At 34.5% G+C, this 16,157-nt stretch carries 14 protein-coding genes; 10 read left to right on the top strand and 4 right to left on the bottom strand.

Going from position 1 to position 16,157, the window contains the following annotated elements; genetic code table 11:
* Positions 1-6 precede the first annotated feature (6 nt).
* From BW731_RS04665 to BW731_RS04655, 3 genes are read left to right on the top strand one after another with little or no spacing between them, the layout of a single operon-like run.
* Positions 7-846 (top strand): class II fructose-bisphosphate aldolase, encoded by an 840-nt coding sequence (locus BW731_RS04665; RefSeq protein WP_079346162.1) that lies wholly within the window; start codon positions 7-9, stop codon positions 844-846.
* Positions 843-1,532 carry a triose-phosphate isomerase gene (locus tag BW731_RS04660; RefSeq protein WP_079346159.1) on the top strand — a complete coding sequence of 230 codons (690 nt, stop codon included), beginning with the start codon at positions 843-845 and terminating at the stop codon, positions 1,530-1,532. Before BW731_RS04665 ends, BW731_RS04660 begins: the two co-directional genes overlap by 4 nt.
* A gap of 1 nt (position 1,533) precedes the next feature.
* Positions 1,534-2,049, top strand: coding sequence for a YjbQ family protein (locus tag BW731_RS04655; RefSeq protein ID WP_079346157.1), 516 nt, complete (start codon positions 1,534-1,536; stop codon positions 2,047-2,049).
* 202 nt (positions 2,050-2,251) lie between these two features.
* On the opposite strand, the gene BW731_RS04650 is transcribed toward BW731_RS04655, so the two are convergent.
* From BW731_RS04650 to BW731_RS04640, 3 genes are all read right to left on the bottom strand, one after another.
* The gene (locus BW731_RS04650) at positions 2,252-3,985 is read right to left on the bottom strand and encodes an ABC transporter ATP-binding protein (RefSeq protein ID WP_079346155.1); all 1,734 of its coding nucleotides are present in this window, start codon (positions 3,983-3,985) and stop codon (positions 2,252-2,254) included.
* Positions 3,986-5,695, bottom strand: a complete 1,710-nt coding sequence (locus BW731_RS04645) for an ABC transporter ATP-binding protein (RefSeq protein ID WP_233120437.1) — start codon at positions 5,693-5,695, stop codon at positions 3,986-3,988. It lies immediately after the preceding gene.
* An 84-nt stretch (positions 5,696-5,779) separates the two neighbouring features.
* Positions 5,780-6,256, bottom strand: coding sequence for a nucleoside 2-deoxyribosyltransferase (locus BW731_RS04640; protein ID WP_079346153.1), 477 nt, complete (start codon positions 6,254-6,256; stop codon positions 5,780-5,782).
* 149 nt (positions 6,257-6,405) lie between these two features.
* Between BW731_RS04640 and BW731_RS04635 the strand changes: the two genes are divergently transcribed.
* On the top strand, positions 6,406-7,488 hold the full coding sequence (locus BW731_RS04635) for a 3D domain-containing protein (protein WP_143592742.1): 1,083 nt from the start codon (positions 6,406-6,408) through the stop codon (positions 7,486-7,488).
* A 50-nt stretch (positions 7,489-7,538) separates the two neighbouring features.
* On the opposite strand, the gene BW731_RS04630 is transcribed toward BW731_RS04635, so the two are convergent.
* Positions 7,539-8,855: an N-acetylmuramoyl-L-alanine amidase gene (locus BW731_RS04630; RefSeq protein WP_079346149.1), complete on the bottom strand. Its 1,317-nt coding sequence runs from the start codon at positions 8,853-8,855 to the stop codon at positions 7,539-7,541.
* A 373-nt stretch (positions 8,856-9,228) separates the two neighbouring features.
* Here BW731_RS04630 and aspS point away from each other — a divergent pair, with 373 nt between their 5' ends.
* From aspS to BW731_RS04600, 6 genes are all read left to right on the top strand, one after another.
* A complete protein-coding gene (gene aspS / locus BW731_RS04625; protein ID WP_079346147.1) occupies positions 9,229-10,995 on the top strand; it encodes an aspartate--tRNA ligase in 1,767 nt (588 codons plus the stop codon).
* A gap of 74 nt (positions 10,996-11,069) precedes the next feature.
* A complete protein-coding gene (locus BW731_RS04620) occupies positions 11,070-11,924 on the top strand; it encodes a YitT family protein (protein ID WP_143592799.1) in 855 nt (284 codons plus the stop codon).
* A gap of 372 nt (positions 11,925-12,296) precedes the next feature.
* Positions 12,297-13,301, top strand: coding sequence for an ABC transporter ATP-binding protein (locus BW731_RS04615; RefSeq protein WP_079346143.1), 1,005 nt, complete (start codon positions 12,297-12,299; stop codon positions 13,299-13,301).
* Positions 13,298-14,248 carry an ATP-binding cassette domain-containing protein gene (locus BW731_RS04610; protein WP_143592741.1) on the top strand — a complete coding sequence of 317 codons (951 nt, stop codon included), beginning with the start codon at positions 13,298-13,300 and terminating at the stop codon, positions 14,246-14,248. Before BW731_RS04615 ends, BW731_RS04610 begins: the two co-directional genes overlap by 4 nt.
* Position 14,249: 1 nt before the next feature.
* Positions 14,250-15,212 carry an oligopeptide ABC transporter permease gene (gene opp4B, locus BW731_RS04605; protein WP_079346139.1) on the top strand — a complete coding sequence of 321 codons (963 nt, stop codon included), beginning with the start codon at positions 14,250-14,252 and terminating at the stop codon, positions 15,210-15,212.
* A 31-nt stretch (positions 15,213-15,243) separates the two neighbouring features.
* Positions 15,244-16,146 carry an ABC transporter permease gene (locus BW731_RS04600; RefSeq protein ID WP_079346137.1) on the top strand — a complete coding sequence of 301 codons (903 nt, stop codon included), beginning with the start codon at positions 15,244-15,246 and terminating at the stop codon, positions 16,144-16,146.
* Positions 16,147-16,157 lie beyond the last annotated feature (11 nt).

Raw genomic sequence — 16,157 nt, 5'->3', positions numbered from 1 at the left:
GATTTAGTGTTAGTCAATTCTAAAGAATTATTCAGGGTATCTCAAGAAAGAAAATTTGCAATACCAGCAACTAATTTCATTGACTTAGATTCTGCGAGAAGTTATGTAGAAACTGCTGAGAAATTGAAAAAACCATTGATATTAGCTTTTGCCGAATCTCATATGGAGATGATGTCATTAGACGAAGCTGCTTTGATTGGGAAGTACTTGGCAAAAAAAAGCACTATGCCAGTTGTTTTGCATTTAGATCATGGGGAAACATTTTCTGTTATAGAAAAAGCTATTGATTTAGGATTTTCATCAGTAATGATAGATGCTTCTAAAGATAGTCTGTCGGAAAATATCAAAAAAACAAAAAAAGTTGTAGAAATCGCACGACCTAAGGGTATATCAGTGGAAGCAGAAATAGGACATGTCGGATCTGGTGTTAATTATGAAACTTCTGAAAAAACAGATAGTATTTATACAGAATTATCAGATGCCAAACAATTTGTTATAGAAACTCAAGTAGACTCATTAGCTATATCTATAGGTACTGCACATGGATTTTATAATGGTGAACCAAAAATTAATTTCGGAAGATTAAACGAAATCAGAGAAAACATAAGTACACCGTTAGTATTGCATGGCGGATCTTCATCAGGTGATTACAATTTAGAAAGATGCGCTACTGGGGGAATGAGTAAGATTAATATTTTTACAGATTTTCTAACATCAGCAATGAATGAAATAGAGAAGTGTCAACCTACTGACTATATTCAATTAAAAAAAGAAGCAAACCATGCAATGAGCCAGACGTTAGAGCATTATTTTGATGTGTTTCATACAATGGAGGTATCTATATGAAAAAACAGTTAAGAAGTCCGTTTTTTGTTGTAAATCCTAAAGCATATCTATATGGTGAAAAATCATTAGAGTTAGCATTAGAGGCAGATAAACTATCTGAAAAGTATGATGTAGACATTCTGTTTACAGCACAATATGCTGATTGTTATAGAATAAGTCAAGCAACAAAGAAATTGATTATAACGACTCAGCACATGGATTCTTTAGTACCTGGTAGAGGTATGGGATATATTTTACCAGAATCATTGGTTGAAAGTGGTGTGCAAGCGACTTTTTTAAATCATGCAGAACATCCAGTTAAAGTAAATGAATTAGTAGAAATAATGAAGCGAGCAGATGAATTAGGTATTCTGACGATTGTCTGTGCCGATTCAATTGCTGAAGCAAAAGCTATATCTATTTTAAATCCCGATATTATGATATGTGAACCAACTGAATTAATAGGGACAGGACAATCTAGTAGTATAGATTATATGCGACAAACAAATGATGCGGTTAGAGAAAGTAATCCAAACATAAAGGTATTGCAAGCAGCAGGAATTAGTTCTCCAGAAGATGTTAGAAAGGCTTTAGAGTCTGGAGCAGATGCTACCGGTGGAACTAGTGGTATTATTGGAGCAGAAAATCCAATTGAAATGCTTGAATCCATGCTAATTGAGTTAGTAAATTATAGAGAGGAAAAATAATATGACAGTATATACTGATGAGTTAGTCTTGACGTCAAATGGAAGTCGTGTTACCTACCATAATATAACTGAACAGATAAAAAGTATTGTAGAGGATTCAGGTATTGAAAATGGGGTATGTATTGTTCAATCACCACATACAACATGTTCAGTTATTTTTGAAGAGTATGTTCATGATAAAGATTTTAATGGAGATGAATATCTACAAGTTGATTTAAATAGAATACTAGATAAAATCATTCCAAGAGAATTGAGTGAAAATACTGATTATCGTTATCCAGGACCTGAACATTTAGAGTTTTTAATGTCATTAAATGATCCGAACTACCCTAGTGATCCTGGTACCATCTTGAATGGTGATGCACATATTCGTGCATCATTCTTTGGGGCAAGTGAAAGTTTCGTTTTAAAAAACAAAAAGTTACAAATAGGGACAGTTGGTTATATCTATTTCATAGATTTTGATCAAAACAGAGTAAGAGATAGAAAATGTCATATAATGGTTATGGGAGAATAAAAGTTAATCCATAAGTCTTACTGGATTAACTAGTTATTTAAATTATACTTTTAAAAACTAGTTAGTTTAGTTATGCAGTAATATTAAATTTTATTAATATTATGATTTTCGGGCTATGGTTTTCTGATAATTTATCAGAGAATCATAGCCCGTTTTTTATTTTTTTAAAATGAATGTTCAAGCATACTCAAAATTCATAATACTAATGACTAAATTGGGAATGGTAGAGACTAGAATAAGCACCATCTTTATTTTTTAATAAGGAGTCGTGAGTTCCTGTTTCGATGATTTTTCCTTTATCCATCACAAGAATAATATCTGCTTTTTTTATTGTTGATAGACGATGAGCGATGATAAAACTAGTTTTTCCTGACATCATGTTATCAAAAGCTGTTTGGATATGTTGTTCTGTCAAGGTATCAATAGAACTTGTGGCCTCATCTAGTATAAGCATAGGAGGTTTACTAATCATCGTTCTTGCTATCGTAAATAATTGTTTTTGTCCTTCAGATAATAAAACACCTGATTGCCCAATCATCGTATCAAATCCATGAGGCAATTGTTGAATAAAGTGATAGATATTTGCTTCTTCACAGGCTTTTACCACATCTTGTTTTGTTGCTTGTGTGTTACCAAACGTTAGATTGTCCCAAATAGTACCTTGGAATAACCAAGTTTCTTGTAACACCATTCCAAATGAGCGTCGCAATTCATCTTTTGGTATATCAGTGATTGGGACGGAATCAATCGTAATAACGCCTTTATCTAACGGATAAAAATTCATTAAAAGATTAACTAAGGTCGATTTACCTGCTCCTGTTTTCCCTACAATCGCCACTGTTTGTCCTTTTTTAACAGTTAAATTGAAATCTTCAATTAATGGTGATGCTGGATCATATGAGAAGTACACATGCGAAAAGGCTACATTTCCAATAGGTGTGAAAGGATGAGTTAGTTTTTTGACGTATGTTTCTTCTTCTGGTTCATCTAGTAAGTCGTTGATACGTTTAATACTCGAAAAAGCTGTTTGGAGTTGCGTTGTGATACTTGATAGTTCAATTAATGGTTTTGAAAACTGTCCTGAATAAATAATAAAACTAGATAACATTCCTAAAGATAATGGTAATGAAATATTAACAATAAGTAGCCCACTCACTAAACCAATTAATAAATAGCCCATGTGATCGATAAAACGAGATAAAGGATTTGTCAGAGAAGAAATGAATTGTGCTTGTTGCCCAGTTTGTTGCAATTCAAGATTCATGTCTTGGAATTGTTGAATAACGGTTTCTTCATATTCATATGACTTAATTGTTTTTAAATGGCTAAATTGTTCATTGATATAGCCAGACATTTTTCCTAGTAATTGTTGTTGTGCGTTGAAATATCGCTGTCCTTTTTTTGCTATCATCACATTAACTAGAAACATACCTGCTGTTATCAAGAGAATCACACCAGTTAATATAACGTTTAAAGATAGCATGATACCTAGGGCCACGATGATAATCGTTATGCTTGGAAATAGTTGATTAAATAAAGCCAGTAGAGCTTCTGAAATATAATCTAAATCTGTACTAAATCGGTTCATCGTGTCACCATGTGAATGTGTATCAAAATAATTTATCGGTAATTTATTTAGCTTATGGTATCCTTTTTTTCTTACTTCCTCCATAGAAGTATAGGCGATATGCTGGCTGATTCGCTGTAAGAAATAAAAACTACTCGCCGCTAGACAAGTCAAAACGATAATGAGAAAAATCTGTGTTACTAACCCCCTCTTAGATGATAGCGTCATACTATCAATCGCTTTACCAATATACATGGTGACCAACACACTACTTAGGCCGTACAGAAAACTCAAACCAGCATTTAAGATAATCGCTTTTTTGAAAGGCTTTAGATAAGGAGAGAAAGTTGAAAGTGTTTGTTTAAACATTTAGTTATCCTCCTTTTCTTGAGATGTCACAATTTGTTGGTAAAATTTTGATTGCTTCATCAAGTTTTGATGCGTTCCTTGAGCGACGATTTCACCTTGATTTAAGACTAGTAAATGGTCTGCTTCTTTAACAGAAGAGATGCGTTGCGACACGATAATGCTATTTTTGATAAAATCAAGTCTTGCTAACGTTTGTCGAATAGCTAAATCCGTTTTATAATCTAAAGCACTTAGAGCATCATCTAAAATCATAATACTCGGTTGAGAAATCAACGCTCTGGCAATTGCCAAACGTTGTCTTTGGCCTCCTGAAAAATTTGTCCCGTTTTCAGCAGTTGGCATACTTAAGTCATCAACGAACTCTAAACAGTCAGCCCACTCTAGTGCTCTCCAACAATCTTTTTCCGTTGCATTTGGGAATCCCATTTTTAAGTTACTCTCAATCGTTCCTGAAAAAATGACACTTTTTTGTGATACATAACCGATAGATTCTCTGACTTCTCCTGTGGTTAAATCAAGTAGATTCATATTATCTAAGAGAATAGTCCCGTCAGTTGGAAGATAAAATTTTTGAATTAATTCAATTAACGTTGTCTTACCACTTCCAGTAGGTCCAACAATCCCAAGTTGTGTCCCTTTTTTTAAATCAAATTGAATCTTTCTTAACACGTCTTGAGATGAACTAGGGTAATGAAAGGATACATCTTGAAAAGATAACGTGTTTTCTGATTCCAATGGTAATACTTTATCTAGAGGTTGTGTTTGAACTTTCGGTGTTGTATTAAGTATTTCCTCGACCCGTTTTTTAGCTGAAAAAGCTCGTACGAAAATGGTCACTAAATTTGCTACAACAATTAAGGCAGCTAGCAGTTGTAGCATGTAGTTGATTAAAGCTACAATATCTCCTGTTTGAAGTTGTCCGACAGATACATTAATATCACCAACCCATAAGATTAAAGCAATAATCATATTTGTCATAAACAAGGTTAGGGGAGACATAAGAGCAGATAGTTTTGTCATATCAATGTAGCGATTGGCTAACTTTTCGCTGACCTTCGCTGACTTATCCTCCATTTTTTTTTCATTGGCAAAGGCACGAATAACTTTGACACCGGTAAGTTGTTCGCTAGTAACAGTATTTAATTCATCAATGGATGATAACACTTGTTGGTATTTTGGTACGGTTTTGCTCATTAAAATGTATAGAATAAATGAAAAAATAGGAACAGTTAATAAAAAAATAAATCCCATTGATGTATTGATGGTAAAAGCCATTACGATAGAGCCAATACTAAGGAATGGTGCACGAATAACTAGACGGATGAGCATGGCTAAGGCTAGTTGTAATTGATTGACGTCGTTAATGGTTCTAGTTAAAAATGTGTCAGGTCCAAATTCATCAATTTCAGTATGAGAAAACTGCGTGATTTTTTTTACAATAGCTAAACGTAATTCTGTTCCAAAACCTTGAGACGCAACAGCTGCATAATATTGGCAAACTAGAACACATAAAAGTCCAAGTATAGACAAAGCTAACATGTATAAAGTAGCAGCGTAGACCACTGATATATTTTGTTCTCGAATCCCTGAATCAATTAAATAAGCCATAAATAGAGGGAGTGTTAATTCGAAGATTGCTTCCATTAATTTAAAAGCAGGACCAAGTATTAATTGTTTTTTATATTTTTTAGCATAAGAAAATACAGACAAGTTGAGCACTTCCTTTCTTTAATTAGGTTAACATGATTTTAGCGAACATCCTATACCCAAATATGGTAAAAGATGCTCGCTAAATTAGATGTATGTGGCGATAGTTTTTAATAACACTTCTTCAGAATTAACCACGACGCCATTTAATTTAATTAACCCAATCGTGTAAAGGTTAACATAAGGGAATTGAGACTCTGCTACATCTTGCAATGCTGTTATTTTTTGCTGATTATCAGCACCTTGTTGTCTACTGTCTGTGAACAAACCGATTATTGGGATGCCAGCTTGATAAGCCACGCCGATTTCTGTTGCTACACCAACATCTATGCTTTGACCATCAAGAACAGCAATCATTAAATCGCTATTTAATAGAGCATTTGTATCATAAGTTGCAATCATTTTTGAATCTGCATAACTATTTTTATCATTTATCTCCATTTGTTCTTGAGGTAAATACAAAGAGACCTCTTTGTAAGATTCTCTGATTTGTTTTACAAGCCACTCGTTGTAATGTTTTTCCATTGTTGAGAATAAGGGACTAGCAAAGTATATATTTGTCATCAAACCACTCCTTACTATTACATTTATATAATACAATACCCTAATTTGTAATAATTTGTAAAGAGAATGTCATATTAAGCAAGAGTCATTCTTGTATAATTAGGAAAGATAAAAAGTGAACGTTATGAATTGAAAGGTGTTGGCGATTGTTGAATTATAGGAAAACTATAACTGGTCTATTGTGCTTTGTCATGCTAACAAGCATGCCAGTTTCGTTGTTTGCAGCAACGAAAGAAGAAGACGTGAAAAAACAAAGTGTTGAGATTAGTGAAAAAATCGATAGTGCACTTGATAATGTAAATAAAAATTATAGAGATTTAGAAAATTTAAAATCAGATGTGTTGGATACTGAATCAAAAATTTTAACAACACAACAACAAATCGAAAAAACAAAACGCAGTATGGAAAAACGCAAAGAGATGGTTGCCTCTCGTATGAAAACAATCCAAACCAACGAGCAAAGCTCAACAATGGTTGATACGTTGTTAAATGCTAATAGTGTCTCTGATTTTGTTAATCGTGCGGTTGCTATGACAGTTTTACAAACAGCGGAAAAATCAAAAATCGAAACCCTAGAAACAGATAAAGATAAATTAGAGAGATTACGAGAAGAATTAGTTATGGATCAACAAATTTTAGTTGAAAAACAAACTAAAATTGAAAACGATAAAGCCGCTCTAGAATCTCAAGTTAGTGATTTGAAGAAAGAATTAGCTAATAATGAAGCCACATTAAAAAAATTATCTGAAGAGCGAGTGATAAAAGAAGCACAAGCTGCGAAAGAAAAAGAGATGGCAAAAAAAGCAGAAGAATTGAAAAAAGAGGGAACAACCCCTGTTTCAACAGAATCTAACGGAAATAGCAACACTTCAAATAACACTCAATCAGCATCGAGTGGAGCAACTGTTAGTACCCCTGTCTCAACAGAGAAACCAGCATCAAGTGGTAATGGACGTACCTTAACGATGCAATCGACAGCTTATTCTTATACAGAAGCAGGATTAACACCATACACAGCAACAGGAATTGATTTAAGAAAAAATTCTCGCGTGATTGCGGTTGATCCAAGTGTCATTCCTTTAAATTCATTAGTTGAAGTATCTGGTTATGGATTTGCGGTAGCTGGAGATACTGGTGGAGCTATCAGAGGCAATATTATTGATGTTCATTTTAATACAATTGATGAGTGTAGAAACTGGGGAAGACGTACTGTAACAGTAACGATTCAATAAAAAAACAAAAAGTATCAAACAACTAAGTGTTAAAGTTGTTTGATACTTGTTTAATTTTCAGCACCCTTACTACTTTTTTCTTCTATATAAACCATTAGTCCATCGTAGACAGAATCTGCCACTTTTTGATGATAATTTTTATTTTTTATGTAAGCAGCATCATAATCATTATTGATGTAACCTAACTCTAACAAGACAGCAGGCTTTGAATTTTCACGCAGTACTTGATAATCTTGGTTACCAAAGCCTCTGTTTTCTAGAGGCAAAATGTTCGCAATGCTATCGTTAATAGCTTGAGCAAGTGGTTTACCACTGTCTTTTCGGTAGAATGTGGTTGTTCCAGAAGCTGTATTAGCTTGTGCACTTGAATCATAATGAAAACTGATAAAAGCATTTGCTTGACTAGAGGAACTTATTTTTCCTATATCAGTCAAGGAAACAAATTTATCTGTATCACGTGTCATTAAAACATTAAACCCATGAGATTGGAGTTCTTTTCGAACTGCTAAGGCCGTTTTTAGCGTTACTTCTTTTTCTAAAGTTTCTCCATCATTTGTTTGTGCACCTGGATCGTCTCCACCGTGTCCAGGATCTAACATAACCGTAAATTCAGGCATTGGAATACCTGGTTTTTCTTCCTTACTGGATATCTTACGAGAAGTGACTTGCCAAGAATTTAAGAATCCAGTTTTACCATCTTTGGTTTTAACTTTCATCCACCCATCCTCTGTCTCAGATAAATACGTTAAAGTAGCACCATATTTTAAAAAATCACCTTTATTACTTGATGTTGAGTTATTGCTCATTAAGTAAGCAGAAGTAGTGGCGACATGAAGCACTTGATTTTCTTTGTATTTATTGTCCCGATTTTTTTGGATGATTAAGCTATCACTTGGCACCCAACCATATTTTCCGTCACTATAAACACGTACCCAACCATTTAGCTCAAGAGTCGCGTTCACGTGTTCATTCTTTTTTAACGTTTTGATTACCTCACTGCTTTCTGAGTTATCTTTTTTTAGTTCTGTATTTCGTTTAGCAACGGAAGCAGTTAAGTTAGTATATGGACCACTAGTACCATCAAATAATAGCCAATTAGGTACCCACCCAACTGTTTTATCAGCTGTTTGTATTTTATACCAATCATTTTTTTCATCTGTAATAGTGACTTTATCTTCTTTATGGACCTGGGTAATAACAGAAGAATAAGCATCAGGTTTTTCACGGACATTTAAAGCAGTTGTTCCCACAGTGGCAATTTGGCTATTCCCTCGCATATAATTAAAGCCGATAAAAACCAAAGCAACAACTAAAATATTAATGATAAACATTTTTATCGTGCGATTTATTGAGTTTGTGTTTTTCACATGGTTTACCTCATTGATTAGTTGATAAGAGATATTATAGCAAAAATTTTAGAAGTTGAGTAGTGAGTTACCCTATTATATCTTGACTTTTTGTACAATTTTTAGTATTTTAAAGATGAGTATCGATGAAGGAGACGTGCCTTTTTTACAAAAAAGAGAGAATGAATTTGGTGAAATCATTCATTTAAAGAGGACAGACACTCTGGAGATGGGTAGTAATATATCCCGCTAACGAGCGTTATATCGTTTAGAGAAAAAGTTTTTTGAAACTTTTTAAAAATAGGTGGTACCACGTGTAAGCAATTATTCGTCCTTGTTATAATTTAACAAGGGCTTTTTTTTATGAATAAATGATTAAAAGGAGATAGATATCATGCAGGAAAGAACAACATATTGTGGCCTAGTATCAGAAAAAGATTTAGGTCAAGAGGTTGTAGTAAAAGGGTGGGTGCAAAAGCGCCGTGACTTAGGAGGATTAATCTTTATCGATTTAAGAGATAGAGAGGGAATTGTTCAAGTAGTGTTCAATCCTGAAGTGTCACAAGAAGCTTTAAAAATTGCAGACGCTTGTCGTAGTGAATATGTGATTGGTGTGAGAGGTAAAGTAGTAGAGAGAACAGGTTCAGCTATTAACCCTCGAATGAAGACAGGTAAAGTTGAAATTATCGCTGAAGACATCATCGTATACAATGAAGCAAAGACACCACCATTTGTCATTGAAGACGATCAAACGATTAGTGATGATGTGCGTATGACATATCGTTACATGGATATTAGACGTCCATCAATGTTAAATAATCTAAAATTAAGACATCATGTAACACGTGTCATTCGCGAATTTTTAAATGATAATGGCTTTTTAGATGTGGAGACACCTTATTTAAATAAATCGACACCAGAAGGGGCAAGAGATTATCTGGTTCCTTCACGAGTTCATCCAGGACATTTTTACGCGTTACCCCAATCACCTCAAACAACTAAGCAATTGTTAATGGGAGCTGGAATTGATCGTTATTATCAGGTAGTTCGTTGTTTTAGAGATGAAGATCTACGAGGGGATCGCCAACCGGAATTCACTCAAGTGGATATTGAAACAAGTTTCTTAACAGAAGAAGACATCCAAGCGTATACTGAAAACATGTTATCGAAAGTGATGAAAGAAGTAATGGGAATGGATATTCCAATACCATTTCCACGTATGACGTATGATGATGCCATGGATCGATTTGGTAGTGATAAACCAGATACACGTTTTGATATGGAATTAATTGATATGAAAGAAGCAGTAAAAGACGTTGACTTTAAAGTGTTTCAACAGGCTTTAAGTTCAGGTGGAGCTGTCAAAGCATTAAATGCTAAACAAGCTGCAGATAAGTATTCACGTAAAGATTTAGATAAGCTAGGTGAGTGGTTAGCGCAATTTGGTGCAAAAGGATTAGCTTGGGTCAAAGTAGAAGAAGATGGTCTTAAAGGACCAATCGCGAAGTTTTTAGTTGATGCAAGTGACAAAATAATTGAGACAACAAATGCTGAAGTAGGAGATTTATTATTGTTCTGTGCAGATACTGATTCAGTTGTCGCAGCATCACTCGGAGCATTAAGAAATCGTTTAGGAAAAGAGTTAGACTTAATAGATCCAGATAAATTTAATTTCTTGTGGGTTGTTGATTGGCCATTATTTGAATACTCTGAAGAAGAAGACCGTTTTGTCGCAGCACATCATCCATTTACAATGCCAAAAGAAAGTGACATTGAATTATTAGAAACATCACCTGAAAAAGTTTATGCCAAAGCCTATGATGTGGTATTAAATGGTTATGAGCTTGGAGGGGGTTCTTTAAGAATTTACCAACGAGATTTACAAGAGAAGATGTTTAAAGCATTAGGATTTACGAAAGAATCGGCTGAATCTCAATTTGGTTTTCTTTTAGACGCATTAGATTATGGCTTCCCACCACATGGAGGAATTGCCTTAGGGTTAGATCGTTTAGTCATGTTGCTTGCGAAAAAAGATAATATCCGTGAAGTGATTGCCTTCCCTAAAAATAGTAAAGCTGCTGATTTGATGACTTCAGCTCCAAGTATAGCTTCAAAAGAGCAATTAGAAGAATTATCACTAAGTGTTGAGTTAGAAGATTAATCGTTTTCTGTTAAGTAGTCAAGAAAATCGAGGAGATGCAACCAGTGGAAAAACTAAAAACATGTAAAGAATATATGGTGGATAACGGTTACATGGAAAAGGTTTCGATGGCCGTTGTTAATGGCATTTTACAAGCTATTGCACTGAATTTATTTTGGAGACCGGGACATATTTATGCCAGTGGTATCACAGGGCTAGGGCAAATTATCGTAACGTTAGCTGAAAAAGCATCTGGCGTTGAGTTGCCTATGGGGGTTGTATTGTACTGCTTAAATATTCCATTATTTATTTTAGCGTGGAAGATGCTAAGCCGAAAATTTACAGTCTTTACTATGGTATCCGTCTTTATGACAGCCTTTTTCGTGCAAATTATTCCAATTACTGTTCTATCTACAGACCCAATTATCTGTGCTATTTTTGGCGGGGGAGTTTGTGGGCTTGGTGTTGGTTTAGCATTACGTAGTGGATTGTCTTCAGGAGGATTGGATATCGTTAGCATGACGATTCGAAAATTAACTGGTCGAAACGTAGGCTCATTAAATATTATTTTTAATGCGTGTATTATTTTAACATCAGGTTATTTATTTGGCTGGCCTTACTCATTTTACAGTGCTTTTTCAATTTTTGTTAATGGTAAAGTAGTTGATATGGTCTACACTAAACAAAAGAAAATGCAAGTGATGATCATCACGTCAAAACCGCAAGCCGTAGTGGATGAGTTACAGTCTAGAATGCGTCGAGGTATTACAATTTTAAACGATGCTGAAGGGGCGTTTTCTCATAACGAACAAAAAGTATTACTAACGGTATTAACACGTGATCAGATTCCCATGTTGCAGCATTCAATGCAACAGGCTGATCCAAACGCGTTTGTAAGTATTTCTGAGAACGTGACAATTATGGGGAATTTTTATGAAACGATTGATTAACTATGAATAAGTCCCCCATGATTGCACGTTTAGTAAAAAAGTGCGTTTTTTATAAAAAATTGGACGAAATTTTGCAATAATATTAAGAAAACCTAATATTAAAAGTGTTTTATTGAATTAATGTTTGTGAAGAATTCTAAAATTTCTTTAATTTATAGAAGTTATGGTTTATAATGAGATGCATGTCATTTGTTTTTAATCTCAAAGTAATTTAGTTACTATTAAAACTATTGCTTAATAGATTCTTTTCTAATATAATTATAAGATATCTTGATAGTTTTTATCTGTTAAGCATATAGATATTATTAAAAATGAAGAGTTTTATGAATAAATAAAATCAGTACGGGAATAAGATAAGAAAGGAGAATTCTATTGTTTGTTGACAACAAATTATTAGACGTGAGAAATTTACATACTGGATTTCGAATCAAAGACAATTTTTATGATGCAGTAGATGACGTGTCAATTACATTAGACAAAAATGAAATTTTAGCAATTGTTGGAGAATCAGGTTGTGGGAAAAGTACATTAGCAATGACCATAATGGGATTACAAGATCCAAAAAATACTAGAATTACAGGAGATATCATCTACAACGATTTAAATCTTGTAGGTCTATCTGAAACGCTTTATAACAAGATTAGAGGAAATGATATCGGGATGATTTTCCAAGATCCGTTATCAGCGTTGAATCCATTGATGCGTATTGGAGACCAAATTGCCGAAGCGTTGTTCTATCATACAGATTTAGATGAAAAACAACGAACTGCTCGTGCTATTGAATTGCTAAACCAAGTAGGGATTGTTAATCCTGAACGTGTGGCAAAGCAATACCCTCATGAATTGTCAGGTGGGATGAGACAACGTGTTATTATCGCGATTGCTATTTCTTGTAAACCACCAATTATTATCGCTGATGAGCCAACAACAGCACTTGATGTAACAATTCAAGCTCAAATTTTAGACTTATTAGGCGATTTACAAGAGGAAACAGAAGCCGGTATTATTTTAATTACTCACGATTTAGGTGTAGTAGCTGAGACAGCAGATAGAGTTGCTGTTATGTATGGTGGTCAAATTGTAGAAGAAGCACCTGTTGATGTTTTATTCTCTAATCCACAACATCCTTATACACGCTCGTTACTGAACTCAATTCCACAAGAAGACGCACATGACTCTGAATTACATGTTATCGAGGGAGTGGTTCCTTCATTAAAAAATATGCCACGTACAGGTTGTCGATTTGCAGCTCGTATTCCTTGGATACCAGAAGATGAGCACGAGGAACAACCAACGTTGCATGAAGTTGAACCAGGACACTTTGTTCGATGCACATGCTACAAACATTTCCACTTTAGAGAAGAAGGTGACGCATAATGGGATTAATAGAAATAAAAGATTTAAAAGTGCATTACCCAATTCGTGGAGGCTTTTTAAACAAAGTAGTTGATTATGTTTATGCTGTTGATGGCGTTGATTTTCAAATTGAAGCTGGAAAAACGTACGGTTTAGTTGGAGAATCTGGTTCTGGAAAGTCAACAATTGGTAAAACAATTGTAGGGCTAGAAAAAGCCACAGCTGGAGAAATTTTATTTGAAAATACCAATGTTATCTCGAAAAGAGCTAGAAAATCAATTGGCTATAATAAAGATGTTCAAATGATTTTCCAAGATTCTATGTCAAGTTTAAATCCTAAAAAACGTGTATTGGATATTATTGCTGAACCTATTCGAAATTTTGAAAACCTATCTGTTCAAGAAGAAAAGAAACGTGTTCAAAGTTTGTTAGATATTGTTGGGATGCCAACAGATGCACTTTATAAATATCCTCATGAATTTTCTGGTGGTCAAAGACAACGTTTAGGTGTTGCGCGTGCTGTTGCAACAAATCCTAAATTAATCATTGCCGATGAGCCGGTATCAGCTCTTGACTTATCTGTTCAAGCTCAGGTACTGAACTTCATGAAACGTATTCAGGAAGAGTATAATTTAAGTTATTTATTTATCTCTCATGACCTAGGTGTGGTAAAACACATGTGCGATAACATTGCGATTATGAATCATGGCCGTTTTGTTGAAATAGGAACAAGAGAAGACATTTATAATAACCCACAACATATTTATACTAAACGCTTGCTGTCTGCTATTCCTAAGATTGATGTTGAAAATCGTGAACAGCATAAAGAAGAGCGTCGTAAAGTTGAACAAGATTTCCAAGACTTATACAGCCAATATTATGATGAAAATGGTCGTGTATATGATTTGAAAACTATTAGCCCAACTCATCAGGCAGCAGTTAAAACAACTGAAGGGGGAGGACAATAGTATGTGGAAAACGATATTAAGACGTGTATTACTGATGATTCCACAAATTTTTGTGTTGAGTCTGTTTATCTTTTTATTAGCAAAAGCTATGCCAGGGGATCCGTTTACTGGATTGATTAATCCAAATATGGACCCTGCAACGATTGACAAAATGCGTGAAGCAGCGGGATTAAATAATCCATGGTACGTTCAGTATTTTGATTGGATAACGAATGCATTTAAAGGTGACTTTGGTCAGAGTTTCCTATACAAATTACCAGTAAGTGATATTATTGGTTCTCGTGTTGGAAATACCATTTACTTGTCATTATTAACAGTGATTATTACATATGCAATTGCCTTACCATTAGGTTTATTCTCTGGTCGTTACCAAAATTCTTGGTTTGATAAAGCAGTTGTCGTTTATAACTTTGTCAGCTTTGCTGTTCCAATCTTTATCTTCGCGTTACTAATGTTGTTTATCTTTGGTTACCGTTTAGAGTGGTTCCCAACAACTGGTTCAGTAGCTAGCGGATTAGAGCCTGGCTCATTCCAATATGTCATGAGTCGTTTGTACCACATGATATTACCAGCAATTACGCAAGCTTTACTTGCAACAGCTGTAACGATTCAATACTTACGTAATGAAGTTATCGATGCTAAACAGCTAGATTTCGTTCGTACAGCAAGAGCAAAAGGTGTACCGACTAATAAAGTCTTTACACACCATATCTTTAGAAATGCTTCTTTACCAATAGCAGCTCAATTAAGTTATGAGATTACCGCTTTAATCAGTGGTTCAGTTGTTATTGAACAAACCTTTGCTTATCCAGGTATTGGTAAACTGTTTATTGATGCGATCAACGGACGTGACTACTCAGTGATTACAGCCATAGTATTAATACTAGGTATTGTAACAATTATCGGAAACTTAATTTCAGATATTGTCATGAGTATTGTCGATCCACGTATTCGTATTCAGTAACATACCAACTAGTTAAGAAAGGAGACTCATTATGAGTAAAGAAAAAAAAGTAGCAAACGTAGAGACTGTTAGTGCACCACCAACAGGCTTTAAAATGATTGCTCGAGAATTCAAAAAAGATAAATTAGCATTATTTTCATTGGCGTTATTAATTATTATCTTTGCAGTTATTTTTATCGGTGCACTTGTTTTAGATAAAGATGCTGTCATGAAAGTAAGTATTTTAGATAAATACGCGGCTCCAGGAGATGGTTACCTATTAGGTGCTGATGAAGGTGGTCGTGATGTCTTTGGACAATTAATTATTGGCGCTCGTAACTCGGTCGTTATTGGGTTTTCAATCACGATTATTACGTCTATTATTGGGGTAGGTTTAGGGATTGTAGCAGGATATTATGGTGGTATGGTAGATAGTATCATCATGCGAATCGTGGACTTTATTATGATTTTACCTATTACAATGATTATTATCGTATTTGTTACGATTGTTCCAAGCTATAATGTGTTTTCATTTATTATGATTATGAGTGCCTTCTATTGGGTAGCTAAAGCACGTCTTTTTAGAGGGAAAACATTATCTGAAGTTCGTCGTGATTACATCAGTGCCTCAAAAACATTGGGAACAAGTGACTTCAAGATTATGTTTGGTGAGTTAATGCCAAACTTAAGCTCATTAATTATTACAAATTTGACGATGAACTTTGCAGGCAATATCGGGATTGAAACAACATTGTCATACTTAGGATTCGGATTACCACAATCAACACCAAGTTTAGGTACATTGATTGGGTATGCGTCAAATGGTGTCGTTTTATCAGATATGACATGGGTGTGGGCGCCAGCGTCTATTTTAATTCTTGTCATGATGTTATGTATCAACTACGTTGGTCAAGCATTGAAGCGTTCAGCTGATGCACGTCAACGTTTAGGATAAAAAAATCTAAG

Origin of the sequence: Vagococcus martis (assembly GCF_002026305.1) — a bacterium.
GTDB classification, from domain to species: domain Bacteria; phylum Bacillota; class Bacilli; order Lactobacillales; family Vagococcaceae; genus Vagococcus; species Vagococcus martis.
The sequence above is the reverse complement of the archived record's forward strand: the minus strand, read 5'-3'. Positions and strand labels throughout refer to the sequence as shown.